Raw genomic sequence first — 25,263 nt, 5'->3', positions numbered from 1 at the left:
GACGACGCATGGGTAGCGGGTGCAAGGTCGGAGTCAGACCTTGAGGTCCGCACTCGCCTGCTTCTCCCGCAACGCCTTCGCATACCGATGCCGCGCTCTTAACCGCGGACTGGTCATCAACACCCCCAGCGTCTCCCCCACCACCATCACCACGCCCAGCAGCGGCAGCACGAGCATCAGTCCGGCCACGCCGGACAGCATGCCGCCCACGAAGATCATCAGCACCGTCACCAGCGGGTGGATGTGCAGGCTGCGCCCCAACGTCAGCGGCATGAACACGAAGTCGTCGAGCAGGCGTGCCATGATGAAGACGACGATGGCGCCGTAGGCGACCAGCGGGTTCGATGGGGCATCGGTGGCGGCGACGATCACCACCATCAGGCAGCCGGCGATGGAGCCGACAAACGGCACCCAGGCCAGGATGGCCGAGATAAAGCCCAGCAGCAGGGGCGAGGAGACGCCGATGATCCACAGGCCGAAGGCGAGCACGATGGTGTCCAGGATGGTCAGCTTGAGCAGGCCGTCGAAGTAGCGGCGCGCGGTCTGGTCGACCTGGTGCAGCAGGAATAGCGTGCGCTCGAAATAGGCGTTGGGCACGGCGCGCGCCAGGAATTTCTTGAAGCGCAGGCTGTCGCGCAGGAAGAAGAAGGCGAGGAAGGGCGCCAGCAGCAGCGAGGGCAGCCAGCCGGCCGCCGTCACCACGATGGTGGTCAGGTGGCGCTGGGCGAATTCGTCGGTGAAGGCGGTGAACTGGCGGTTGACGAGGGCCGTCAGGTGCATCTCGGCCAGCAGCGGCACCTTTGCTTCCAGCAGCGCCATCGTGGTGCGCACGAAGGCGACGCCGCCGTCCAGGTAGCGGGTGCCGACGGCGTGCCAGCTGCCGCCTTCGGGCGCCGAACTCCATGCCATGGCCGCGGCCAGCGCCAGGCCCAGCACGCCGAAGAAGGCCAGGCTGACGAGGATCGACGCCACGTTGCGCGTGAAACCGGCGCGCAGCAGGCTGCGCATGGGGCCCAGCAGCATGTAGTAGGTGACGGTGCCGAAGATGAAGGGCAGCACCAGCCACAGCATGTGCTCGAGCAGCACCAGCATCAGGCAGGTCACGCCGATGATGCAGCTCCAGACGACGGGGCCGGCGCGTTCGCCGCGCAGCATGGCGGCGCCGGGGCCGATCACAGTGCCTCCAGCTGGGCGCTGCCGTCGAGTTGATAGCGCAGGCGCTGGCCGATGTGGCGCGCCAGCGCGAGCGAGATCTTGTAGCCGATCACGGCATCGGTTTCCATCAGCGCCAGGAAGTCGTCGCGGAAGAACACGGCCAGCTCGCAGCCGCCGAGCGCGCGGGCCTGGGCGCTGCGCGGCGAGTCGTCGAGCAGGGCGAGGTCGCCGAAGAAGCTGCCCGGTTCGAGTTCGTTGAGCAGCTGGCGGTTGCCGTGGATGGTGCGGCTGATGCGTACGCGTCCGCTCATCACGAGGTACAGCGCCTGTCCTTCTTCCCCTTCGTCGAAGATGATCTCGTCCGGCAGGTAGCGCCGTTCGTGCATCACGCCGTCGACGAACTTGATCTCCAGCGGCTTGAGCGTGCGGAACAAGGGCGTATTCTGCAGCCGGTGCTGGCGCGGCGACAGCGACGGGGATTTCAGGAAACCAAAGATCACGACGACTCCAGGAGACAGCGGACACGGGCTTGTCAATTATGCACGACGCAATGGCTCGGCACAGTCATGTACGCGAGAAATGTGGCTGGATGCTACAGATTGTCGATACCCCTCATCTCCTGGCGGATGCGGGGACGCGGCAAGGTCTGCAAAATCGTGCGTGCAAGAAAAAAGAAAGCGTGTACTATAGTTCTTTAAGGCAATATATGTTGTGCATAAGATATTGCCACGTCCTGCTGTGACTGCTCGAGGACCAAAGTGATCGATATCCAGACTTTCATGCTGGCGCTAGGCGTCGGCAACATCGCATTTGCCCTGCTGATGGCGGGCTATATGCGCGGTGCGCCGTCGAATTCCGCATTGAAGGCATGGATGTGGGCGCGCCTGCTGTCCGGCCTGGGCCAAGTATGCGCCTGGACCGCGCCGCATTTCGGCGTGGACTTGCTGGTCGACGTAGCCAGTTTCACGTGGGTGGCCGGCGCAGCCATGGAACTGGGCGCGTACTGCCTGTTCTTCGGCTTCCGGCGCTGGCGCCAGGCCCTGTATCCGGCCACCGTCGCGGCCATGCTGGTCGTGGCGAGCGCCGCGGCGCTGGGCGCGTCGCCCCGGCAGATGACCTGGACCGTCGCCGTACTGGTCGCGCTGCTGGCGTCGGCCGCGGCGATGATCCTGCTGCGGCCGCAGAAGGACGCGCCGCTGCTGCAGCGGCTCATCGGTGCCGTCGATGCCCTGTTCGCGCTGGCGATCTGGATGTGGATGGCGGTCGCGGACGGGCGGACGGATGCTTTCAATGCCAGCCCCATCCTGGGCTTCGCCTATCTCTCCAGCTATCTGCTGATGATCGTGAACGGCTTCGGCTTCCTCCTGCTGTGCAAGATGAAGGACGATGCCGGCATGCGCCGCCTGGCCACCATCGACGGCCTGACGGAGACGCTGAACCGGCGCGCCTTCTTCGAGCGTGCCGATGCCGCGCGGATGCTCGCGCAGCGACTGCGCAAGCCGATCGCCCTCATGATGCTCGACCTGGACCACTTCAAGCAGCTCAACGACGGCTTCGGCCATGCCTGCGGCGACGAGGCGCTGCGCGTGTTCGCCGCCACCGCGCGCGGCATGCTGCGCGAACACGACCTGATGGGGCGCCTGGGCGGCGAGGAATTCGCGTTGGCGCTGCCAGGCACCAGCCTGGAAGGCGCGCTGCACGCCGCCGAGCGCCTGCGCGTGGCCGTCACCGAGGCGCCGCTGCCGTCCTGCGCCACCGGCTACCGCATGACGGTGAGCATCGGCGTCATCGTCATCGAGCCCAACGAGGAATTGACGGCGGCCCTGGCGCGTGCCGACCACGCCTTGTATGCGGCCAAGGTCGGTGGGCGCAACCGGGTGGAGGTCGGCAGCGCGATCCTGAAATGCGCATGACGGCGCAGGCGTCGGCCACGCCCACGCATCGAGCAGGTCAACACCGCTGTCGTCGAGATGGATCGCATCGCCCAGCAGAACGCGACGCTGATCGGCAACACCCAACGGCCTCCGGGCCATGGCGCGGTTACAGGCAGCGGGCGCGGAAACGAAAAAAGGTCCCACGAATCGGACCTTTTTTCTTGGTGCACCTGAAAATTCACCTGGAAATAAAAAAGGTCCGAACGAGTCGGACCTTTTTTATTGAATCTGGCGGAGCGGACGGGGCTCGAACCCGCGACCCCCGGCGTGACAGGCCGGTATTCTAACCAACTGAACTACCGCTCCGTTTTACTCTGATCGGTGCTTCACTTGCAATCAACCCGGACTTTGGTGGGCGCTGAGAGGCTCGAACTCCCGACCTAATCCTTGTAAGGGATCCGCTCTACCAACTGAGCTAAGCGCCCTCTATTCCAGAGGTTTTCTTGCCGACGTTTGTCATCACGTCCGAAGAGGCCCGAATCATAGCGTATCCATTTCAAGTAACGCAAGGGATTTTCGGAAAAAAGTAGCAAGGTCCTTGCGCGCAGGTGTTGTAAGTCTGTCGTATGACGACCGACATATCTTGCATAAGCTTATACACATGCTCGACAATGTGACCTTTAAATGACAGCAACGTTTAGACATCGTCAACAAGATGCGGGTTGCTGCGCCGCGCCCCCACGCCGAGCCTGGCGGCGAAGGAAGAATGGCGGAGACACGCGACAGTTTTTTTACTCTTCCCTAGGAAAAACTCAATGATCAAGACGTCCAAGATGCACAAGCGCGTGCTCGCCGCGCATGGCGCACTACTGGCCCTGTCCACCCTCCCGGCCGCAGTCATGGCCCAGACCCAGACTGCCCAGCCGGCCGAACTGCAGACCGTCACCGTGACGGCGCAGCGTCGTACCGAAAACATCAAGGAAGTGCCGGTGTCGGTTACCGCCATCAAGGGCGAAAAGCTGGACGTGCTGGTCTCCGGCGGCGAAGACATCCGCCTGCTGGCCGGCAAGACCCCGAGCTTGAACGTTGAGTCTTCCAATGGCCGTACCTTCCCGCGCTTCTACATCCGCGGCTACGGCAACACCGACTTCTCGACCTTCGCGTCGCAGCCGGTCTCGCTGATCTATGACGACATCGTCCAGGAAAACCCGATCCTGAAGGGCTATCCGATCTTCGACCTGGCAGGCGTCGAAGTGCTGCGCGGTCCGCAGGGCACCCTGTTCGGCCGCAACACCCCGGCCGGCGTCGTGAAGTTCGAATCCGAGAAGCCGAACCTGAAGAAGGTCGAGGGCTACTACAACCTGTCCTACGGCACCCACGCGACCTCGAGCGTGGAAGGCGCCGTCAACGTGCCGCTGTCGGACAAGTGGGCGATGCGCGTCTCGACGCTGCGCCAGCACCGCGACGGCTACGTCGACAACTACAGCGACCTGGCCAAGACCAACAAGACCGGCGAACTGGACGGCTACAACGAACACGCCGAGCGCGTGCAGTTCCTGTACACCCCGGACAGCACCTTCAGTGCCCTGTTCAACGTGCACCAGCGCACCACGTCCGGCAGCGCGCGCCTGTTCCGCGCCAACCTGATCAAGAAGGGCACCAACGACTTCGCCGACGGCACCGACCTCGACAGCATCGTCACCAATGCCCAGAACTTCCAGAACCTCAAGACCAACGGCGCCAACCTGCGCCTGTCCTGGGACCTGGGTCCGGTCAAGCTGTACTCGATCACCGGCTACGAAGGTGTCGACCAGTACCGCAGCCGCGGCGACATCGACGGCGGCATTCCGGCCGGTCCGGGCTTCATCCCGTTCCAGTCCGAGACCTCGGGCTTCATCGACGACCTGAAGCAGTACTCGCAGGAATTCCGCGTCGAATCGAAGAACACCGGCCCGCTGAACTGGCAAGCCGGCGTGTATTACTTCAAGGAAGACGTGACCGGCGGCAGCGACGGCTACAACACCGCCGGCGTGCAGACCTCGCGCCAGTCCAGCGAGCAGAACAACAAGGCCTGGGCGGCATTCGGCTCGGTGACCTATGAAGTGACGCCGGACTTCTCCGTCCGCGGCGGCCTGCGCTACACCGAAGACAAGAAGGACTTCGCCACCGTCACCGCCTTCGGCTTCACCCCGGTGGGCCCGAACAGCGTCAGCGAGAGCAAGGACAAGGTCAACTGGGACCTGTCGGGCACGTACAAGCTCAACCGCGACGTGAACGTCTACGCCCGCGTGGCGACCGGCTTCCGCGCCCCGAGCATCGCGCCCGCCTCGACCTTCGCGCCGGTGGGCATCACCGTGGCCGACGCCGAGACCATCACCTCGTACGAAGCCGGCATCAAGGCCGACCTGTTCGAGCGCCGCGCCCGCACCAACTTCTCGATCTACGACTACCGCATCAAGAACCAGCAGCTGACCGTGGTCGGCGGCAATGCCAACGTCACCAAGCTGATCAACGCAGCCAAGACCGAAGGCCGCGGCGCCGAGTGGGATATCGAAGGCATCATCACCCCGGACTTCCGCGTCGGTGCCAGCGCCTCGTACAACTACACCCGGATCAAGGATCCGAGCCTGTCCGTCGCCCAGTGCGCGGCCTGCACGATCACCGATCCGATCAATGCGGCCGGCAACGTCCTGATCAACGGCAACCCGCTGCCGCAGGCCCCGAAGTGGATCGCCAACGTCAACGCCCGCTACAGCATTCCGTACGGCGACGGCGAGTTCTTCGTCTACACCGACTGGTCGTACCGTTCGAAGATCAACTTCTTCCTGTACGAGGCGAAGGAATTCGTCGGCAAGCCGCTGACCGAAGGCGGCCTGCGCCTGGGCTACACCTGGGCCAACGGCAAGTATGAAGTGGCAGCGTTCGGCCGCAACATCACCGACCAGCGCCGCGTCACCGGCGCCATCGACTTCATCAACCTGACCGGTTTCGTCAACGAACCGCGCATGTGGGGCGCGCAGTTCAAGGGCAATTTCTGATTCCCTGAACCGTTCTGATGGACAAAAGGCCGCGAGCGATCGCGGCCTTTTTTTATTGCATATGATTATCGACCGTAATCACAATTGTTTAATATTACTATCTTGCTTCAATTAAACTTTATTCCGTAAATTTTACAATTGGCCGAAGCTTGTAGGTTTTAGCGCTAACAAGAGTGTTCTGTATCGTAAATGCATCGATTTCAATTGTGAATTTTCCTCAAAGTTTTTTCCGGCGGGTTAATCTGGCTTGTCCACATACAGATGGGCAATCGGCGGCCAGCACTGGCGCCGAACAAAACTAGATCTCGGGCATTCGTGCCTGCGGAAAATCAAGCTTGGTGTTTTCTCATTAAAGGAAGAAACATGAAGTCACAGCAATCGATGTATCCGGCCGTGTTGAAACTCTGCGCTGCAGCCGTCCTCGGGCTCGCCGCCGGCATGGCCAGTGCAGGCGTCTCCTTGGCCGTCGCCGCCGTTCCCGCCGCGCAGGGAATGAAGGTGGCGGACGAGACCGACCGCATCATCGTCAAGTACAAGGGCGAAGACGGTCCCGTGTCCGTCAAGGGCAAGGTGCAGGCGGCTTCGAGCAGCCTGGCCGCGCCCCTGGCCACGGCGCGCAAGAACCTGCTCGACCAGTCCGGACGCCAGTTCGGCATGCTGATGAAGGAATCGCACACCATCGCCACCGGCGCCCGCGTGGTCAAGCTGGGCCGCAAGGTCAGCGTGGCCGAAGCCGCCAAGGTGGCCGCCGACCTGGCCGCGCGCGATCCGTCCGTCGAGTACGCCGAGCCGGACCGCCTGATGCATCCGCTGTTCACGCCCAACGACAGCCGCTACAACGAGCAGTGGGACCTGTTCGAGAGCACCGGTGGCATGCGCCTGCCGGCCGCCTGGGACAAGTCGACGGGCGCCGGCATCCGCGTCGCCGTGATCGACACCGGCTACCGTCCGCACGCCGACCTGTCGGGCCAGTTCCTGGCCGGCTACGACTTCATTTCCGATACCGCCATCGCCAACGACGGCAACGGCCGCGACAGCGATGCCAGCGACCCGGGCGACTACGTCGCGGCGGGCGAGTGCGGCACCGGCGAGCCGGCCTCGAACTCGAGCTGGCACGGCACCCACGTGGCCGGCACCATCGCGGCGCTGACCAACAACGGCATGGGCGTTGCCGGCGTCGCCTACGGCGCCAAGATCGTGCCCGTGCGCGTGCTGGGCAAGTGCGGCGGCTACACCTCGGACATCGCCGACGCCATCGTCTGGGCTTCGGGCGGCACCGTCTCGGGCGTGCCCAACATCGCCGCGCGCGCCCAGGTCATCAACATGTCGCTGGGCGGCGGCGGCACCTGCGGCACCACGACCCAGAACGCGATCAACGGCGCCCGCTCGCGCGGCACCGTGGTCGTGGTCGCGGCCGGCAACGAGGCCCAGAACGCCAGCAACAGCAACCCCGCCAACTGCTCCGGCGTGATCACCGTGGCGGCCACCAACCGCAACGGCGGGCGCGCGTCCTATTCGAACTACGGCACCGTGGTCGACGTGGCGGCGCCGGGCGGCGACAGCGGCGCGGCGATCCTGTCGACGCTCAACGCCGGCACCAGCGGCCCGGGCGCCGACAGCTACGCGGGCTATATGGGCACGTCGATGGCGACGCCGCACGTGGCTGGCGTGGTCGCGCTGATGCTGGCCAAGAACGCCAGCCTGACGCCGGACGACGTCGAGGCCCGCCTGAAGTCGAGTGCACGCGCCTTCCCGGCCTCGTGCAGCGGTTGCGGCGTGGGCATTGTCGATGCCTCGGCCGCGGTAGATGCCGCCGCAGGCGCAGCGACCCCGAGCGGGCCGACCGTCGCCGAGACCGAGTCGAACAACACGCTGTCCACCGCGAACAGTGTGACGACCTCCGGCACCACGGTGAACGGCGCCCTCTCCAGCAGCAGCGACACGGATTACTTCGTCGTGCAGCTGCCGGCCGGGAAGACGCTGAGCGCGACGCTGACGCCGAACGCCAGCTCGGACTACGACGTCTACATCTACAACAGCGCGGGCACGCAGCTGGCGAAGAGCGAGAACGGCACCGGCGCGGTGGACAGCGCCGGCTCGGCCAACACGGGTTCCGCCAGCGCGGCGCGCTACGTGCGCGTGGTGTACTACAGCGGCGGCACCGGTTCCACCAACGGCAAGTACACGCTCAAGCTGGGCTGGTAAATCGCTGAGCGGGCGGTTCCATGACCGCCTGCAAAAGATGCGCCTCCCGGCGCATCTTTTTCCTTGCCATTCAAGCAGTTATCAAAAATTTTCCTGTCGTATCGACCCCAAAGGCGGCCCCGTGCGGGTCGCTTTCCGTTACGCTGTCCAGTTCGCTTAAACGATGGAGAGCACCGCATGACGCAGCACAGCATGATGAAGACCTCGTTCCTCGCCGCCGCACTGTTCGCCTTCGGGCCGCTGGCCGCCCATGCCCAGGACACGAAGTTCATCGCCCAGACCGACCGCCTGATCGTCAAGTACAAGGACGCCGCCGACAATGCGAAGGGCGCGCAGCCCATGCGCGTGCCCGACCGCGTGCGCCAGGCCCTGATCGACCGTGCCGGCCAGCAGTACGGCGCCACGCTGCGCGCGCTGCGCGCCACCGCCGGCGGCGCCAACGTGATGCAGCTGAACCGCGTGATGGCGCTGGACGAGGCGCGCAAGCTCGCGGCCGAGCTGATGGCGCGCGACCCGGACGTCGACTACGCGGAGCCGGACCGCATCATGGTGCCGCTGGCCGTTCCCAACGACGCGCGCTACGGCGAGCAATGGGACCTGTTCGAGGCCAGGGGCGGCATCAACGCGCCGGCCGCCTGGAACAAGGCCACCGGCAGTGGCATCAACGTGGCCGTGATCGACACCGGCTACCGCCCCCACGCCGACCTGGCCGGCCAGGTCCTGCCGGGCTACGATTTCATCACCACGGGCGTCATCGCCAACGACGGCGGCGGCCGCGATGCCGATGCCAGCGACCCGGGCGACTGGGCGCCGGCGGGCAGCTGCGCGGCCGGCGTGCCGGCCCAGGACTCGACGTCGAGCTGGCACGGCACCCACGTCGCCGGCACCATCGCGGCGAAGACGAACAACGGCAGCGGCATCGCCGGCGTCGCCTACAACGCGAAGGTCGTGCCCGTGCGCGTGCTGGGCCGCTGTGGCGGCTATACCTCGGACATCGCCGACGCCATCGTCTGGTCCTCGGGCGGCACCGTCACGGGCGTGCCGGCCAACGCCAACAAGGCACGCGTGCTGAACCTGTCGCTGGGCGGCAGCGGCACCTGCGACACCACCACCCAGCGCGCCATCGACAGCGCCCGTTCGCGCGGCGCCGTCGTGGTGGTCGCGGCGGGCAATGCGAACGTCGACGCCGCCAATTCGAACCCGGCCAACTGCAGCGGCGTGATCGCGGTGGCGGCCGTCAACCGCAATGGCGGCCGCGCGTCCTACTCGAACTACGGCAACGTGGTCGACGTGGCGGCACCGGGCGGGGACAATGGCGCCGGCATCCTGTCGACGCTGAACGCGGGCACCACCACGCCGGCCGGCGACAGCTACGCCACCTACATGGGCACCTCGATGGCGGCGCCGCACGTGGCCGGCGTGGCCGCGCTGATGCTGTCGGCGAATCCGTCCCTGACCCCGGACGAGGTCGAGGCGAAGCTGAAGTCGAGCGCGCGCGCCTTCCCGGCCACGTGCACGGGTTGCGGACGCGGCATCGTCGACGCGGCGGCGGCCTTGAGCGTGGCCCTGCCGGCGGCGACGGCCGCCGTGCCCGCGCAGAACGAGACGGAGTCGAACAACACGATCCCGGCGGCGAACGCGGTGACGGTGAGCGGCACGGTCGTCAACGGCACCGTCGCGGCGACCAACGACAACGATTACTTCGTGGTCCAGGTCCCGGCCGGCAAGACGCTGACGGCGACGCTGACGCCTGCCGCCGGTTCGGACTTCGACCTGTACGCCTACAACGCCGCCGGCACCCAGCAGGCCACCAGCACCAACGGCCTGGGCGTGGCGGACGCGCTGTCGACGGCCAACACGGCGGCGGCGACGCAGGCGCACTACGTGCGCGTGCGCTACCACGCGGGCGCGGTGGGCAAGTACACGTTGAAGTTCACCTGGTAAGCCCGGTCGCCGTGCCTTGCTGCCGGAACTGCCCGGGCGCCAGGCCCGTGCTTTTCTTGAAGGCCGCGCTGAACGCGCTCTCCGACGCATAGCCGAGCCGGTACGCCAGCGTGGCTACCGGCTCGCTCCCCTGCACCAGGGCCTGGCGCGCCAGCCGCATGCGCCATTGCTGCAGGTAGTGCAGCGGGGCGCTGCCGACCAGGGCCTTGAAGCGCAGCGCCAGCGCCGAGCGCGACATGCCGCCGGCGCGCGCCAGCTCGGGCAGCGTCCAGCGCCGTGCCGGGTCACCGTGCAGCGCGCGCAGCACGGGGCCGATCCTGGGGTCGGCCAGGGCGCCCAGCCAGCCGTCCGCCGCAGGCCCTTCGCCATGGGCGCGCAGCGCCTGCACGAGCGCGATGCGCGCAAGGCCCGCCGTCACCGCGCGCTGCCCTGGCGCGCCGGCCTGCGCTTCGTCGCGGAACAGTTCGAGCAGGGCGCGCAGCGCCGGCGCCGCGCGCGAGGCGGCGCGGATGTGCAGCTCGGGCGGCAGGATCTCGTCCAGCAAGGCGCGCTGTCCCGGCGCGATCTCGAAACGGCCGGCCACGGCCACCATGTCCGGCGCGCCTTCTCCCCAGCGCACGCTGCCGCTGGCCCGGTCCATGGCGGCGGCGAAGTGCGCGACGCCGTCGACGGGGGCCAGCGCCAGGTCGCTCGCCACCACGAACGGGCGTCCGCCATGCATGACGAGGCAGTCGCCCGGCTCCAGGCAGATGGCAGTGTCGCCGCCGTCCACGCGGATCCACTGGCGGCCCTCGACCTGGGCGATGAACTTCAAGTAGGAATACGAGGGCAGGCGCAGCGCCCACGCGCCGCCGGCGGCGATGCGCAGCGAGGTGCCGTCGCGGATCTGCAGCAGCGCGAGGACGTCGGACAAGGGATCGCCGACGGGGACCTCGGCCGGCGCTGGACGCGCGCGCATTGCTTGTGGATCGTGGAGCATGGTGGGGTGGGGCCGCGGCTTCTAGACTGTCGTCATCGGATCACAGGAGAGAAACCCACCATGCAATACCGACGACTCGGAAAGACCGGCCTCATCGTATCACGCCTGTGCCTGGGGGCCATGACCTTCGGCGGCGCGGCGACACCGCCCTACGACAAGGTCGGCGGCCTCTCGCTGGCGGACACGGACCGCCTGGTCGGCACGGCGCTGGACGCCGGCATCAACTTCATCGACACGGCCGACGTGTACGCGAACGGCGAATCGGAAAGCCTGCTCGGCGAGGTACTGCAGGGCCGCCGCGACGACGTCGTGCTGGCCACGAAATACCATGCGCCGATGGGCAAGGGTCCGAACGATGCCGGCCAGTCGCGCCTGTACACGCTGCGCGCGCTGGACGCCAGCCTGAAGCGCCTGCGCACGGACCACGTGGACCTGTACCAGATCCACAATGTCGACGGCCTCACGCCGATGGAAGAGACGCTGCGCGCCCTCGACGACGCCGTCCGCGCCGGCAAGATCCGCTACATCGGCTGCTCGAACCTGGCCGCCTGGCAGGTGGCCAAGGCCCTGGGCCTGTCGGCGCTGCACGGCTGGTCCGCCTACGTGTCGATGCAGGCCTGCTATTCGCTGGCCGTGCGCGACATCGAGCGCGAAATCCTGCCGCTGGCGCGCGACGCCGGCCTGGGCCTGATGGCCTGGAGCCCCCTCGCGGGCGGCCTGCTGTCCGGGAAGATCAGCCGCGCCGGCGGCGCCGACCCGGGTTCGCGCCGTGCCCACATCGACTTCCCGCCGATCGAGGCGGAACACGGCTACCGCGTCATCGAGGCGCTGGCGCCGGTGGCCGAACGCCACGGCGTGAGCGCGGCGCGGGTGGCGCTGGCCTGGGTGCTGGCGCAGGAAGGCGTCACCTGCGCGATCGTCGGCGCGCGCCGCGTGGAGCAGCTGCAGGACAACCTGCAAGCGCTGGACCTGCAGCTGACGCCGGACGACCTGGCGGACCTGGATCGCGCCACCGCGCTTCCGCGCGCCTACCCGGGATGGGTGCAGGCGGCAACCAACGCGCAGCGCGAACGCTTCCTCGGCTAAGAGCCTATCCCGGTAGGCGGAGGTCGTTGCTGGCGCGCCTGGAAAGCGCGGGCGGCGTTGCTCGTCGTTGCGTGGCTAGCCACGCGGCCTCCTCGCGCCTTGCCCGCACTTCCCATGCATCGCCTACGCGCATGTCGCCATCAACTTCCCTCCGCCTACTGGGATAGGCTCTAAGCCTGCCGGACTTGCGCGGTGGGGCCGATCCGGGAGATACTGTATGCAATAACAGTAGTCGTCCCGGCGCCGGGGCGAGCGCCAGAGTGAACGCCCCTGTCCGCAAGATCATCCACTGCGATTGCGATTGTTTCTACGCATCCGTCGAGATGCGCGACGACCCGTCGTTGCGCGGCCGGCCGCTGGCCGTCGGCGGCCGGCCGGACCAGCGCGGCGTCATCGCCACCTGCAACTACGAGGCGCGCCGCTTCGGCATCCATTCGGCGATGGCCACCGCCACCGCCGTCAAGCTGTGCCCGGACCTCCTGCTGATCCCGCCGAACATGGAGAAGTACCGGACCGCCTCGCGCCAGATCATGGAGATCTACCGCGACTACACGGAACTCGTCGAGCCGCTGTCGCTGGACGAGGCCTACCTCGACGTCACCAACTCTCCCCACTGCAAGGGCAGCGCGACGCTGATCGCCCAGGAAATCCGCCGCCGCATCCACGAGACCGTCGGCATCACGGCCTCGGCCGGGGTGGCGCCGAACAAGTTCGTGGCCAAGATCGCCAGCGACTGGAACAAGCCGGACGGGCTGTTCCTCGTGCGGCCCGACGAGGTGGATGCCTTCGTGGCCGCGCTGCCCGTGAAGAAGCTGTTCGGCGTGGGCAAGGTCACGGCGGCCAAGCTGAACCGCCTGGGCGCCCAGACCTGCGGCGACCTGCGCGACTGGAGCATGGACAAGCTGCAGCAGCATTTCGGGTCGTTCGGTGCGCGCCTGTACAGCCTGTGCCGCGGCATCGACGAACGCGACGTGAATCCGGTGCGCGAACGCAAATCGATCAGCACCGAGGAAACCTATACGCCGGACGTGCCGGACCTGCCGGCCTGCCTGGCGCTGCTGCCCGAATTGATGGAGCACCTGGCGGGACGCATCAAGCGCAACGGTGCCGAAAAATTCATCAACAAGCTGTTCGTCAAGATCAAGTTTTCCGACTTCCAGCAGACCACGGTCGAATGCGTCGGCCATGCGCCGAACCTGGAGACCTACCGCCACCTGATGGAGACGGGGTGGCAGCGCGCCAGCCGTCCCGTGCGCCTGCTGGGCGTGGGCGTGCGCCTGGCGGACAGCGAACAGGTCGAACAATTGCGCCTGTTTGACGAACTCGCAACACACTGAAAAACCCTTCCCGGCGATATGAAAATTGCTGCTAAGCAGCGTGTAGAATGTCGTTCCTTTGAAATACCGAGATAACTGAGAGCAACCTTATGTGGTTCAAGAACCTGCAGATTTACCGTCTCCCCCAGAACTGGGCGTACACCCCCGAACAGATGGAAGAAGCGCTGCAATCGCAGGCGTTCACGCCGGCCAGCAGCAATGAATTGCTGCGCCAGGGCTGGGATTCGCCGCGCGGCAACGGCAAGCTGGTCCACGTGGTCAACAAGCAGATGCTGATGATGCTGGGCACGGAAAAGAAGCTGCTGCCGAGCTCGGTGATCAACCAGGTCGCCAAGGCCAAGGCCGCCGAACTGGAAGAACAGCAAGGTTTCCCGCCGGGTAAGAAGGCGATGAAGGAATTGAAGGAACGCGTGGCCGACGAACTGCTGCCGCGCGCCTTCTCGATCCGCAGCAACGTCTGGACCTGGATCGACCCGGTCAACGGCTGGCTGATCGTCGATGCCGCCAGCCCGAACAAGGCCGACGACGTCATCAAGCTGCTGCTGAAGGCCGTCGACAAGCTGCCGCTGGAATCGCTGCGCGTGCAGAGCTCGCCGGTGGCCGTCATGACGGGCTGGCTGGAATCGGACGAGGCGCCGTACAACTTCACCATCGACCAGGACACCGAGCTGCGCGCCACCGGCGAGAGCAAGGCCGCCGTGCGCTACGTAAAGCACTCGCTGGATCCGGAAGACATCCGCCGCCACATCGCCGCCGGCAAGCAGTGCACGCGCTTGGCGCTGACCTGGAACAGCCGTATCTCGCTGGTGCTGACCGAGCAACTGGCCGTCAAGGGCATCAAGCCGCTCGACGTGATCAAGGAAAACGAGACTATCACCTACAGCGACGACGAGCGCTTCGACAACGACATCATGCTGATGACGGGCGAGCTGGCCAAGATGCTTGCGGACCTGGTGGAGGCGCTGGGCGGCGAAGCCAAGGCGTAATCAGGCGTAGGGTGGACGGCTGCGCCGTCCACGCGTTCAAACCGCGTTTGCGTTGACGCGCATGTCAGCCACGCTTGCGCCGGGGCTGATGTGCGTTGAACGCGTGGGCGGGAGACCCGTCCACCCTACGTGGCGACGACGGTGTTACGAAAACGGCCCGGATGATTGTCCGGGCCGTTTTCATTTCACGCTACGCCATCACTTCGCCGCGACTTCCTCGGTCGTCGACGGCTCCTTCACGCCGCCCGCGCCATCTCCCGCTTCCGCCTGGCCGCTCGTGTAGGTCGATCCCTGGCGGTTCTCGTGCGGGGCCGGCTTGCCCGGCAGCGGGGGCAGGGCCTTCGCCTTGTCCAGGTCGATGCCGGCAACTTCGGCCACGCGGCGGCCGTAGTCCTCGTCGCAGTGCCACAGGTGCCAGACCATGCGCAGCTGGATCACTTCCGGGCATTTCTTGAGGTCGCCGCCGACGTTGGCGACGAGGTCGTCGCGCTCCCAGTCGGCGAAGCTGCGGTAGCGGTCGCCGGCCTGCTTGTAGTCGGCCGCCGTGCTCGTCGTCTGGTAGCGGCCCAGGTGGCCCTGCACGTACTGGTGGTAATCCTTCTTCGGCTGCGGTGCTTCCTGCAGGCCGCCGATCAGGCTCGGTTCGTAGTTCAGGTGCTTGTTTTCGCCGCCATCGTCGACGTAATAGGCCATCTGGGCGTCGCGCTGGTTGGTGCGGGCGCGGGCCTGCTCCTGCGGCGCATTGATCGGCAATTGCAGGTAGTTGGGACCGACGCGGTAGCGCTGCGTGTCCGAGTAGGACAGCGTGCGGCCCTGCAGCATCTTGTCGTCCGAGAAGTCGATGCCGTCGACCAGCACGCCGGTGCCGAAGGCCGACTGCTCGGTCTCGGCGAACACATTGTCCGGGTTCTTGTTCAGCACCATGCGGCCCAGGGGCAGCAGCGGGAACCGGTCTTCCGGCCAGCGCTTGGTATCGTCCAGCGGGTCGAAGTCGAGTTCCGGATGCTCGCCGTCGGCCATGATCTGCACGCAGAATTCCCACTCCGGGAAGTCGCCGCGCTCGATGGCGTCGTACAGGTCGCGCGTGGCGTGGCTGGTGTCCCGGCCCTGGATCTCGGCGGCCTGGCCGGCCGTGAGGTTGCGCACGCCCTGCCTGGGCTGCCAGTGGAATTTCACCAGGTGGGCGACGCCCTGGTCGTTCACCAGTTTATAGGTGTTGACGCCCGAGCCTTCCATCTCGCGGTAGTTGGCCGGGATGCCCCACGGGCTCTTGACCCAGGTGACCATGTGCAGCGATTCCGGGTGGTTCGCGATGAAATCGTAGAAGCGCCACGGTTCCTGCTGGTTGGTGACGGGGTCCGGCTTGAAGGCGTGGATCATGTCCGGGAACTTGATGGCGTCGCGGATGAAGAACACCTTCAGGTTGTTGCCGACGAGGTCCCAGTTGCCCTCCACGGTCTTCAGCTTGACGGCGAAGCCGCGCGGGTCGCGTGCCGTCTCGGGAGACTCCTTGGCGCCGATCACGGTCGAGAAACGGACGAACACGGGCGTCTGCACGCCGGTCTCGTTCAGGACGCGGGCGCGCGTGTACTTGCTGGCCGGTTCGTTGCCGATCTTGCCGTAGGCCTCGAAATAGCCGTGGGCGCCGGTGCCGCGCGCATGCACCACGCGTTCGGGGATGCGTTCGCGGTCGAAGTGGGTGATCTTTTCGATGAACTGGTAGTTCTCGAGGGTTGCCGGGCCGCGTTCGCCGACCGAGCGCAAGGACTGGTTGTCGCGCACGGGGTGGCCCTGGCGGGTGGTCAACGTGGGTCGCTGCTCATCCATCGTTCTTCCTCCTGCAAATGTGGGGGGAGAACCATTATAGGAAGCGGCTGGAACGCGCAGCGCCCGCCAGCCCTCAGGCAACTTGCATTGTCAGAGCGCCTGGAACACGCCCGCCGCCCGGTTCTTGGTGACGTTGTCCCAGCTGAACACCTTGCCGTTCATCGCCACGTAGACGCCGGCCGGCAGCGTCTGGGCCACGCCGCAGGCGAAGCCGAAGTTGAACAGCGCGTCCGAGTTGGCGATCTCGTAGGGGATCATGGCGCCCGTGAACACGATGGTCTTGTCGGTGGCGACCGTGCCCAGCACCTCGGCCGTTTCGCGCATGGTGTCGGTGCCGTGCACGATCACGATGGCCTTCTCGCTGGCGGCCTGGCAGGCGGCCAGCACCTTCTGGCGGTCGGCGTCCTGCATGTCGAGCGAGTCGAGCAGGGACACCACTTCCAGCGCGACGGGAATGGTCATGCGCGTACGCGCGATGACTTCCGGCAGGTGGCTGTCGGCAAAGCCCAGAACGCCGTTCAGTTCGTTGTAGTGTTTGTCGAAAGTGCCGCCGGTGGCGATGATCCGCAGAGTCATGATGTTTTGAAAACTCGGTAAAAAAAGGTGGGTAATGATAGCTGCAAACGGTAGTGTATCCACATGTGACTGCGCTAGAATCTTCAGGATCGGATGAGTACACTGATCCCTTTGTTTGATCTCTTTCCGGGCCCGAGCCCGCTTCCTCAATGAAACCCGTCGCACCTGGAACCGTGATCTTCCACCGCCATCGCGGCTATGGCGTCATCACCCACGTCAACCTCCTGACCGGGTGGATTTCCGCGCGCTTCGGCAACGAGTCGCGCACGCTCGACCTCAACCTGTCGACCGATGAAGTCCAGCATGCGGACGGCGAGCCCATCCTGTTCCGCCGCTCGCCGCCGGACCGCATGCCGCACGCGCGCCTGATGGCCATGGTGCGCGCGCTGCACCAGGCCGGCTACGAAAAGCTGTATCTGCACGCATGGCCCAAGCCCTCGGGCCTGCACTGGCGCTGGCACCTGTTCGCCGGCCAGCGCGACTGGATGCAGCGGCCCTGGCGCGAAGGCTGGTACGGCTCGGGCGCCGACTACAACAACAATCCCGTGATGGGCTGGGGCGATGCGCCCGGCGCCACCACCGACGAACTCGTGCACGCGCTGGCCAAGTTCGACCCCGAGGGCCTGGCCCGCGCGCTCGGCCGCGACGAAGACCACACGGCGTGGTTCGCCGGCGTGTGCGATGCGCTGCTGCCGGGCTATATGTATTCCTTCGACATGGCACCCGCTCCCCAGGGCGGCGGCCTGGTCGAGATGCCGCCGGTGCCGGTGGTGCCCGTGCGCGCCGGCCTGCCCGCCTATGCCGGACCTGTCATCGAATGGCCGCCGGGCTGGCCGGGGCTGTGGCTGCGCAAGCACGCGATGCCGGCGCAGAAACCGAATTTCACGGGCGAGCCGGAGTTGCGTTAGGGGTCAGAGCCCGGTGTTGCTTTTCAAGGGGCTCTGACCCCGGTGTTGACCCGGCGTTGAACGGAGCCGTAGGGTGGACGGGTCTCCCGTCCACGCGTCCAACCGGCATGCGCATCACCCCTTCAACGCTTCCGGATTCAGGATATTGCTCGGATTCCCATTCGCGAAATCCACGATGTTCTCGAACGCCTTGCCGAAGTACATCTCGTAGCTGTCCTTCTCCACATACCCCAGGTGCGGCGTCGCCAGCACCGTCGGAATCTTCAACAGCGGCGCATCCTCCGCCAGCGGTTCGCTGGTGAACACGTCCAGCGCCGCGTATCCCGGGCGGCCCTTGCGCAGCGCCGCTTCCAGCGCCCCGTCTTCCACCAGTTCCGCGCGGCTGGTGTTCACCAACAGCGCGTCGCGCTTCATCCGTCCCAGGTCCTCGCCCGTGACGATGCCGCGCGTGGCATCGTTCAGGCGCAGGTGCAGGCTCAGCACGTCGGCCTGTTCGAAGAACGCCTCGCGCGAAGGTGCCGCCTGGTTGCCGTCGGCCACGGCCGCCGCGCGGCTGGCGTCGCTGCCCCACACCATCACCTGCATGCCGAAGGCGCGGCCGTAGCCGGCCACCATGCGGCCGATCTTGCCGTAGCCCCAGATGCCCAGCGCGCGCCCCTTCAGCGTACGGCCCAGGCCGTTGAGCTCCGGATTGATGGAGGCCGTCTGCCACAGGCCGTCCTTGAGGTTGTTGGCGTAGGGGACGATCTTGCGGCTGGCCGCCATGACCAGCGCCCAGGCCAGCTCGGCGGGCGCGACCGGCGAGCCGGTGCCTTCCGCGATGGCGATGCCGTGTTCGGTCGCGGCCGCCACGTCCACGTGGCCGGAGACCTTGCCCGTCTGCGAGATCAGCTTCAGGTTCGGCAGTTTCGCCAGCAGCGCGCGCGGGAAGGCGGTGCGCTCGCGGATCAGCACGAGGGCGTCGAACGGGGCCAGCCGGATCGCCAGCTGGCCCAGCCCGCGGGTGGAGTGGTGGAAGATCTTGACCTCGTGGCCGTCCAGCAGATGGAAGCAATCGAGGCCGCGGACGGCGTCCTGGTAATCGTCGAGGATGGCAATTTTCATGAAAATAGAGTGTTTTGCGGGTAAGAACGTAATGAAATGACAGGATTTAAACTCAAGAAATTAACCTACTACATTACTCAACCAAAATTCCTACATTTTTGTTGTTGAAGCATTTGAAACGCATTTGTGCGGGTGTAGAATCGACCAGACATAAAAACCCGCGATGTCTGAATGACATCATTCAAGGGCATTCATGCGTTCCCTCAGCCCCATCGATTGCACCGCAACGCAGGTGCCCGGGCTGGCGACAAGACCGCCGTAGCGCCAGACCACCAGGCCATCATGACGACGATCCTGCCGAGACGGGACAAGACAGAGATTTCTATTGGCATGGAGGTAGACCTATGAACCAGCCCGTGATGGGCGGCGCCGCCGCACTGAACGTCCCAGCTTACATCAAGCACGATCGGCTCATCCATTGGGTGGCGGAAATCGCCGCCCTGACCAAGCCCGACGCCATTTACTGGTGCGACGGCTCGCAGGAAGAATACGACCGCCTGTGCGCGCAGATGGTCGAGGCCGGCACGATGAAGCGGCTCAATCCCGAAAAGCGCCCGAACTCCTACCTGGCCTGCTCCGATCCGAGCGACGTGGCGCGCGTCGAGGACCGCACCTTCATCTGCTCGAGCACGAAGGAACAGGCCGGCCCCACCAACAACTGGGTGGACCCGGCCGAGATGCGCCAGACCCTGCACGGCCTGTTCGACGGCTGCATGGCCGGCCGCACCCTGTACGTGGTGCCGTTCTCGATGGGCCCGCTGGGCTCGCCGATCGCCCACATCGGCGTCGAGCTGTCCGACTCTCCCTACGTGGCCGTCAACATGCGCATCATGACGCGCATGGGCCGCGCCGTGTACGACGTGCTGGGCACGGACGGCGAATTCGTGCCCTGCGTGCACAGCGTCGGCATGCCCCTGCAGGCCGGCCAGCAGGACGTGCGCTGGCCCTGCAACGCCACCAAGTACATCGTGCACTACCCGGAAACCCGCGAGATCTGGTCGTTCGGCTCGGGCTACGGCGGCAATGCGCTGCTGGGCAAGAAGTGCTTCGCGCTGCGCATCGCCTCGAACATGGGCTACCAGGACGCGCAGCAGGGCGGCACGGGCTGGCTGGCCGAGCACATGCTGATCCTGGGCGTGGAGTCGCCCCGGGGCGACAAGCAATACGTGGCGGCCGCGTTCCCGTCGGCCTGCGGCAAGACCAATTTCGCCATGCTGATCCCGCCCGCCGGCTTCGAAGGCTGGAAGGTCACGACCATCGGCGACGACATCGCCTGGATCAAGCCGGGCCCGGACGGCCGCCTGGTCGCCATCAACCCGGAAGCGGGCTATTTCGGCGTCGCCCCGGGCACCAACGACAAGACCAACCCCAACTGCATGGCCTCGCTGCGCGAGAACGTCATCTTCACCAACGTCGCGCTGACGGACGACGGCGACGTCTGGTGGGAAGGCATGACGAAGGAGCCGCCGGCCCACCTGATCGACTGGCAGGGCAAGGACTGGACGCCGGCCTCCGGCACCAAGGCCGCGCACCCGAATGCGCGCTTCACCGTCGCCGCCACCCAGAACCCCGTGATCGACCCGGCCTGGGACGATCCGGTCGGCGTGCCGATCTCCGCCTTCATCTTCGGCGGCCGCCGCTCGACCACCGTGCCGCTCGTGACCGAGGCGCGCGACTGGACCGAAGGCGTCTACATGGCCGCCACGATGGGCTCGGAAACGACGGCTGCCGCCGCCGGCCAGATGGGCGTCGTGCGCCGCGATCCGTACGCGATGCTGCCCTTCATCGGCTACAACATGAGCGACTACTTCCAGCACTGGCTGGACCTGGGCCGCAAGGTGGCGGCCAACAACCCGCAGGCGCTGCCGAAGATCTTCTGCGTCAACTGGTTCCGCACCGACGACGCCGGCAACTTCGTCTGGCCGGGCTACGGCGACAATATGCGCGTGCTGAAATGGATCCTGGACCGCACCCAGGGCCAGGGCGGCGGCGTCGAGCACATGTTCGGCACCACCCCGTCGTACGGCGACCTGAACTGGACCGGTGCCGACTTCAGCAGCGAGCAGTTCGCCACGATCACCTCGATCGACAAGGACGCCTGGCGCGAAGAGCTCAAATTGCACGCCGAGCTGTTCGACAAGCTGGCCTACCGCCTGCCGCAGGAACTGGTGGCCACCAGGCAGAAGCTGGAACAGCGCCTGGGCGTGTAAGAAAGCAAGAAAGGACCAGGGGAGAACCGTGGGGAGACGACGGCTGCGGCATGGACCGCAGCCGCATTGATGAAGAGGGACAGGCGCATGCCTGTCCCTTTTTTCATGGCGCCATGTCATCGGCTCGTCATGTGGCGAAAGAATAATGCGCGGCTTTACCATCCATTCTTCGGAGCCCGCAATGCCGCGTACGTCCCCTCATGCCCGCACCCTCGTCTCGATCGCCGTCCTGGCCATGCTGGCCGCCTGCGGCGGCAGCGACGATGTCACGGACATCTCGCCCGTCACCACCGCGCCGGCGGCGCCGGCCGATCCGGGCTTCGTCGAGAACGTGCCGGTACCGAGCGTCGCAGCCTTCGTCGACACGGTGGCCACCAACCAGCGCGGCGACGCCCGCTATGCCACCCTGGCCACCAATGCCGGCGTGCGCGTGCTGGGCGGCATGCTCTCCATCTGGAAACCGCTGACCGAGATCGTCGACGCCGGCGTCACGGCGCCCGCCGTCGACGGCTTCCCGGCCGTGGTCGCATCGAGCTGGACCGGCGTGCCGAACGACGGCACCAATGGCGGCACGGTCGTCAACGCCGCCGTGCACAACGCGAACATCGACTACGTCGTCAAGGCCACCGCCAACCGCACGCCGGAGCAGGCCCGCCTGGCCTACCTGGACGACCGCCGCAACAAGGGCTACAGCGTGACCGAAGGCATGGGCCCGCTGACGGGCGCCTGGCGCACCGCCTCGCGCGCGACCACCACGATCAACGACGTGCCGGCCGACGCCACCACCGTCAAGTATGACGACGGCGGCAACAACAACGGCGTCGGCGGCGATGCCAACGCCGAGTTCGGCAAGGTCGTCGACCTGATCAACTCGATGGGCAACAACGGCTCGACGGAGCCGGCCAAGCGCTTCTACAAGTACGCGCGCCCGTACCGCTGGAGCACGGCCGTGAAGGTGGTGCCGCAACTGGAACCGGCCAAGAGCACCACGCCGACGACCGACGGCGGCTTCACCAGCGGCCACTCGGCCGAAGCGGTCCGCAATGGCGTCGCCATGGCCTACGTGCTGCCGGAGCGCTACCAGCAACTGGTCGGCCGCGGCCTGGAGCTGGGCGAGAGCCGCATCCTGGCCGGCATGCACTCGCCGCTGGACGTGATCAGCGGCCGCGTGCAGGCGCAGGCCGTGGCCGCCGCCAACCTGCTCGCCGCGAGCAGCGCGACCCGCGCCGCCGCGGTGACCCAGGCGCATGACACACTCATGAAGCTGACCAACACCACGGCCGCTACCTTCCCGGCCTACGCCGTGTCCGGCACCGCCGCCAACGACCGCTTCGCCGACTACGCGACCAGCAAGGCCAACTATATCCGCCGCATGACCTTCGGCCTGCCGCAGATCGGCGCCACCAACGTGCCGGCGGCCGTGCCGAAGGGGGCCGAAGTGCTGCTCGAGACGCGCCTGCCGTACCTGAGCGACGCCCAGCGCCGCGCGGTGCTCAAGAGCACGGCGATCGCGTCCGGCTATCCGGTGCTGGACGATCCGGAAGGCTGGGGCCGCCTGAACCTGTTCGCCGCGGCCGATGGCTACGGCGCCTTCAACGGCAACGTCGTCGTGACGATGGATGCGGCGCGCGGCGGCTTCTATGCGATGGACGCCTGGCGCAACGACATCTCCGGCAGCGGCAAGCTGACGCTCAAGGGCAGCGGCCGCCTGGCCCTGTACGGCAAGAACAGCTTCACGGGCGGCACGCAGATCGACGGCGGCACGCTGGAAGCGGATGCCGAGGGCGCGCTGGGTAGCGGCGACGTCTACGTCGGCAGCGCCGGCACGCTGGCCAGCAAGGCCAAGGGCCAACTGGCCATCGGCGGCAACTATGCCCAGCTCGACAAGGGCACGCTGGACATCACGCTCGGTTCGGCCAGCGCCGGCCCCGTGACGGTGAAGGGCACGGCCACCATCGTGGGCGGCACGCTGCGCCTGCGCTTCGCCGACGGCTTCAAGCCGGCCGCAGGCACCACCTACCGCGTGCTGACGGCCGGCGCGCGCAAGGGCGTGTTCACGAGCGTCGTGGCCGACGGCTACAAGGCGACCGCGGTCTACGCCAACGACGGCGTGAGCGTGCGCATCGACGGCTGATCCGCTCCGGCTTCGCCTCACGCAAGGACAGCGCAAGCTGTCCTTTTTTCATTGGCGATCGATGCCGCCGGAGGAGGCGGCCTTTCGTTTTACTAAAGTCTCGTTATCCATTATCCTTTGCAACTGGATGAGTGTTAGCGCAAACATTCCATCCGCCGTCATCGACGCCTACAAAGGACAATAATCATGAGACACCGTCGTACACTGCTCGGCAGCGCCGTGGCACTGGTTTTTGCCGCCTCCTTTTCCCTGCCCGCCGCAGCCGCATCCGCATCGTCCAGCACACGCCACATCGCCGTCGACCTGAACGCGCCGACCACGCCGCGCGACCGCTTCGCCGACCTGTCCGTCGGGTCCGACTATCCGGGCACCCTGATCCGCGACGACAGCCTGGCGCAACTGAAGATCGCCCGCGACGAGCTGGGCTTCCGCTACATCCGCTTCCACGCGATCTTCCACGACGTGCTGGGCACCTATAAGGTCGTGGACGGCAAGCCGGTCTACGACTGGACGAAGATCGACTACCTGTACGACAAGCTGCTGGGCATGGGCATCAAGCCCTTCGTCGAGCTGGGCTTCACGCCGGACGCGATGAAGACCTCGGACCAGACCATTTTCTACTGGAAGGGCAATAGCTCGCATCCCAAGCATGCGCAGTGGGGGCCGCTGGTCGATGCGTTCGTGCGCCACCTGCAGCAGCGCTACGGCAAGGAAGAAGTGCGCAGCTGGTTCTTCGAAGTCTGGAACGAGCCGAACTTGGACGGCTTCTGGGAAAAAGCCGACCAGAAGGCTTACTTCGACCTGTACGACTTGACCGCCAGGACCATCAAGGCGATCGACCCGCAACTGCGCGTGGGCGGCCCGGCCACCGCGGGCGCGGCCTGGGTGCCGGAATTCCTGGCGCACACGCAGCAGAGCGGCGCGGCCGTCGACTTCATCGCCACGCACACCTACGGCGTGGACGGCGGCTTCCTCGACGAGAGCGGCAAGGAAGACACCAAGCTGTCGCCGAACCCGGACGCCATCGTCGCCGACGTGCGCAAGGTCCGCAAGGAGATCGAGGCCTCCTACCTGCCCAAGCTGCCGCTGTACTTCACGGAGTGGAGCACCAGCTACAACCCGCGCGACGTCGTGCACGACTCCTACATCAGCGCCGCCTACATCCTGAGCAAGCTGAAGGCGACCGAGGGCATCGTGCAGGGCATGAGCTACTGGACCTATACGGACCTGTTCGAGGAGCCGGGCCCGCCGACGGCGCCGTTCGAAGGCGGCTTCGGCCTGATGAACCCGCAGGGCATCCGCAAACCCGCCTGGTTCGCCTACAAGTACCTGAACCAGCTGGGCGACCAGGAAATCCGGACGGCGGACAAGCAGGCCTGGGCCGCGCGCGACAAGGACGGCAACGTGCAGCTGCTGGCCTGGGACTTCCAGACCCCGGACCAGAGCAGGACGACCAACCGCAATTTCTACACGGTCGTCCAGCCGACCCGCGCTGCGGCACCCTTGAAAATCGACCTGAAGGGACTGAAGCCGGGCAGCTACACGATGCAGGTCTACCGCACGGGCTTCAAGGCCAACGATGCGCCGACGGCGTATATCGAGATGGGGCGGCCGAAGGCATTGGATGCGTCGCAACTGGCGAAGCTGCAGGGGCTTACACAGGACAAGCCGGAGACGCGCCAGGTCAAGGTGGGCAAGGATGGCACGGCCAGCGTGGACGTGAAGATGCGGGTGAACGATGCGGTGCTGGTGAAGATCGGCCCGGCACGTTGATTCACCGTCGTCCCTGCGAAGGCAGGGACCCAAGCACTGTATGCAGGCCTGCGGCGCCGAATCTGCACTGCGCACGTTCAGCTTGGGTCCCTGCCTTCGCAGGGACGACGTGGTGTGTGTTGACGCA

At 66.2% G+C, this 25,263-nt stretch carries 17 protein-coding genes and 2 tRNA genes; 11 read left to right on the top strand and 8 right to left on the bottom strand.

Annotation, left to right across the window (positions count from 1 at the left end; all coding sequences use genetic code 11):
* Window positions 1-33: 33 nt before the first annotated feature.
* Complete coding sequence (locus tag QPK32_RS10850) at window positions 34-1,176, bottom strand: AI-2E family transporter (RefSeq protein WP_374046731.1); 1,143 nt, start codon at window positions 1,174-1,176, stop codon at window positions 34-36.
* Window positions 1,173-1,655: a cyclic nucleotide-binding domain-containing protein gene (locus QPK32_RS10845; RefSeq protein ID WP_290412823.1), complete on the bottom strand. Its 483-nt coding sequence runs from the start codon at window positions 1,653-1,655 to the stop codon at window positions 1,173-1,175. Before QPK32_RS10845 ends, QPK32_RS10850 begins: the two co-directional genes overlap by 4 nt.
* A gap of 258 nt (window positions 1,656-1,913) precedes the next feature.
* On the opposite strand from QPK32_RS10845, the gene QPK32_RS10840 reads away from it, so the two are divergent.
* Window positions 1,914-3,068 (top strand): GGDEF domain-containing protein, encoded by a 1,155-nt coding sequence (locus QPK32_RS10840; protein WP_290412822.1) that lies wholly within the window; start codon window positions 1,914-1,916, stop codon window positions 3,066-3,068.
* Window positions 3,069-3,318: 250 nt separating this feature from the next.
* Here the strand turns inward: QPK32_RS10840 and QPK32_RS10835 are convergent.
* Together QPK32_RS10835 and QPK32_RS10830 are read right to left on the bottom strand one after the other, a co-directional pair.
* Window positions 3,319-3,395: transfer RNA gene (locus tag QPK32_RS10835), tRNA-Asp, on the bottom strand.
* Between the two features lie 43 nt (window positions 3,396-3,438).
* Window positions 3,439-3,514: transfer RNA gene (locus QPK32_RS10830), tRNA-Val, on the bottom strand.
* Window positions 3,515-3,844: 330 nt separating this feature from the next.
* On the opposite strand from QPK32_RS10830, the gene QPK32_RS10825 reads away from it, so the two are divergent.
* The 3 genes from QPK32_RS10825 (at window position 3,845) to QPK32_RS10815 (ending at window position 10,216) form a co-directional block, all read left to right on the top strand.
* Window positions 3,845-6,067, top strand: a complete 2,223-nt coding sequence (locus tag QPK32_RS10825) for a TonB-dependent receptor (RefSeq protein ID WP_290412821.1) — start codon at window positions 3,845-3,847, stop codon at window positions 6,065-6,067.
* Window positions 6,068-6,430: 363 nt separating this feature from the next.
* Entirely contained in the window at window positions 6,431-8,272 is a 1,842-nt protein-coding gene (locus QPK32_RS10820) for a S8 family peptidase (RefSeq protein ID WP_290412820.1), read from the top strand.
* Between the two features lie 177 nt (window positions 8,273-8,449).
* The gene (locus QPK32_RS10815) at window positions 8,450-10,216 is read left to right on the top strand and encodes a S8 family peptidase (protein WP_290412819.1); all 1,767 of its coding nucleotides are present in this window, start codon (window positions 8,450-8,452) and stop codon (window positions 10,214-10,216) included.
* Here QPK32_RS10815 and QPK32_RS10810 read toward each other — a convergent pair.
* Entirely contained in the window at window positions 10,206-11,174 is a 969-nt protein-coding gene (locus tag QPK32_RS10810; protein ID WP_290412818.1) for an AraC family transcriptional regulator, read from the bottom strand. The genes QPK32_RS10815 and QPK32_RS10810 overlap by 11 nt on opposite strands.
* Before the next feature lie 81 nt (window positions 11,175-11,255).
* Here QPK32_RS10810 and QPK32_RS10805 point away from each other — a divergent pair, with 81 nt between their 5' ends.
* The 3 genes from QPK32_RS10805 (at window position 11,256) to QPK32_RS10795 (ending at window position 14,604) form a co-directional block, all read left to right on the top strand.
* Window positions 11,256-12,281: an aldo/keto reductase gene (locus QPK32_RS10805; protein ID WP_290412817.1), complete on the top strand. Its 1,026-nt coding sequence runs from the start codon at window positions 11,256-11,258 to the stop codon at window positions 12,279-12,281.
* 260 nt (window positions 12,282-12,541) lie between these two features.
* Window positions 12,542-13,618 (top strand): DNA polymerase IV, encoded by a 1,077-nt coding sequence (gene dinB, locus QPK32_RS10800; RefSeq protein ID WP_290412816.1) that lies wholly within the window; start codon window positions 12,542-12,544, stop codon window positions 13,616-13,618.
* An 89-nt stretch (window positions 13,619-13,707) separates the two neighbouring features.
* Window positions 13,708-14,604, top strand: a complete 897-nt coding sequence (locus tag QPK32_RS10795) for a recombination-associated protein RdgC (protein WP_290412815.1) — start codon at window positions 13,708-13,710, stop codon at window positions 14,602-14,604.
* Window positions 14,605-14,802: 198 nt separating this feature from the next.
* On the opposite strand, the gene QPK32_RS10790 is transcribed toward QPK32_RS10795, so the two are convergent.
* Entirely contained in the window at window positions 14,803-16,431 is a 1,629-nt protein-coding gene (locus QPK32_RS10790; RefSeq protein WP_290412814.1) for a catalase, read from the bottom strand.
* Between the two features lie 90 nt (window positions 16,432-16,521).
* Window positions 16,522-17,007: an asparaginase domain-containing protein gene (locus tag QPK32_RS10785; protein ID WP_290412813.1), complete on the bottom strand. Its 486-nt coding sequence runs from the start codon at window positions 17,005-17,007 to the stop codon at window positions 16,522-16,524.
* 149 nt (window positions 17,008-17,156) lie between these two features.
* Between QPK32_RS10785 and QPK32_RS10780 the strand changes: the two genes are divergently transcribed.
* Window positions 17,157-17,915 carry an L-asparaginase gene (locus QPK32_RS10780; protein ID WP_290412812.1) on the top strand — a complete coding sequence of 253 codons (759 nt, stop codon included), beginning with the start codon at window positions 17,157-17,159 and terminating at the stop codon, window positions 17,913-17,915.
* Between the two features lie 114 nt (window positions 17,916-18,029).
* Here QPK32_RS10780 and QPK32_RS10775 read toward each other — a convergent pair whose 3' ends face one another.
* Entirely contained in the window at window positions 18,030-19,019 is a 990-nt protein-coding gene (locus tag QPK32_RS10775) for a D-2-hydroxyacid dehydrogenase family protein (RefSeq protein ID WP_290412811.1), read from the bottom strand.
* A gap of 344 nt (window positions 19,020-19,363) precedes the next feature.
* Between QPK32_RS10775 and QPK32_RS10770 the strand changes: the two genes are divergently transcribed.
* From QPK32_RS10770 to QPK32_RS10760, 3 genes are all read left to right on the top strand, one after another.
* Complete coding sequence (locus tag QPK32_RS10770) at window positions 19,364-21,229, top strand: phosphoenolpyruvate carboxykinase (GTP) (RefSeq protein WP_290412810.1); 1,866 nt, start codon at window positions 19,364-19,366, stop codon at window positions 21,227-21,229.
* A 181-nt stretch (window positions 21,230-21,410) separates the two neighbouring features.
* Entirely contained in the window at window positions 21,411-23,363 is a 1,953-nt protein-coding gene (locus tag QPK32_RS10765) for a phosphatase PAP2 family protein (RefSeq protein WP_290412809.1), read from the top strand.
* A gap of 186 nt (window positions 23,364-23,549) precedes the next feature.
* Complete coding sequence (locus QPK32_RS10760) at window positions 23,550-25,136, top strand: beta-xylosidase (RefSeq protein WP_290412808.1); 1,587 nt, start codon at window positions 23,550-23,552, stop codon at window positions 25,134-25,136.
* Window positions 25,137-25,263 lie beyond the last annotated feature (127 nt).

It is taken from the genome of Massilia sp. YIM B02763 (genome assembly GCF_030412015.1).
In the GTDB taxonomy this organism is placed as follows: Bacteria; Pseudomonadota; Gammaproteobacteria; order Burkholderiales; family Burkholderiaceae_D; genus Telluria.
The sequence above is the reverse complement of the archived record's forward strand: the minus strand, read 5'-3'. Positions and strand labels throughout refer to the sequence as shown.

What these genes read in the sequence shown, in the direction of transcription:
- QPK32_RS10795 (WP_290412815.1), top strand. Translation starts at nt 13,708, where the DNA reads ATGTGGTTCAAGAACCTGCAGATTTACCGTCTCCCCCAGAACTGGGCG.
- QPK32_RS10810 (WP_290412818.1), bottom strand. Translation starts at nt 11,174, where the DNA reads ATGCGCGCGCGTCCAGCGCCGGCCGAGGTCCCCGTCGGCGATCCCTTG.
- QPK32_RS10820 (WP_290412820.1), top strand. Translation starts at nt 6,431, where the DNA reads ATGAAGTCACAGCAATCGATGTATCCGGCCGTGTTGAAACTCTGCGCT.
- QPK32_RS10765 (WP_290412809.1), top strand. Translation starts at nt 21,411, where the DNA reads ATGCCGCGTACGTCCCCTCATGCCCGCACCCTCGTCTCGATCGCCGTC.
- QPK32_RS10760 (WP_290412808.1), top strand. Translation starts at nt 23,550, where the DNA reads ATGAGACACCGTCGTACACTGCTCGGCAGCGCCGTGGCACTGGTTTTT.
- QPK32_RS10790 (WP_290412814.1), bottom strand. Translation starts at nt 16,431, where the DNA reads ATGGATGAGCAGCGACCCACGTTGACCACCCGCCAGGGCCACCCCGTG.
- QPK32_RS10825 (WP_290412821.1), top strand. Translation starts at nt 3,845, where the DNA reads ATGATCAAGACGTCCAAGATGCACAAGCGCGTGCTCGCCGCGCATGGC.
- QPK32_RS10785 (WP_290412813.1), bottom strand. Translation starts at nt 17,007, where the DNA reads ATGACTCTGCGGATCATCGCCACCGGCGGCACTTTCGACAAACACTAC.
- QPK32_RS10815 (WP_290412819.1), top strand. Translation starts at nt 8,450, where the DNA reads ATGACGCAGCACAGCATGATGAAGACCTCGTTCCTCGCCGCCGCACTG.
- QPK32_RS10780 (WP_290412812.1), top strand. Translation starts at nt 17,157, where the DNA reads ATGAAACCCGTCGCACCTGGAACCGTGATCTTCCACCGCCATCGCGGC.
- QPK32_RS10805 (WP_290412817.1), top strand. Translation starts at nt 11,256, where the DNA reads ATGCAATACCGACGACTCGGAAAGACCGGCCTCATCGTATCACGCCTG.
- QPK32_RS10770 (WP_290412810.1), top strand. Translation starts at nt 19,364, where the DNA reads ATGAACCAGCCCGTGATGGGCGGCGCCGCCGCACTGAACGTCCCAGCT.
- QPK32_RS10775 (WP_290412811.1), bottom strand. Translation starts at nt 19,019, where the DNA reads ATGAAAATTGCCATCCTCGACGATTACCAGGACGCCGTCCGCGGCCTC.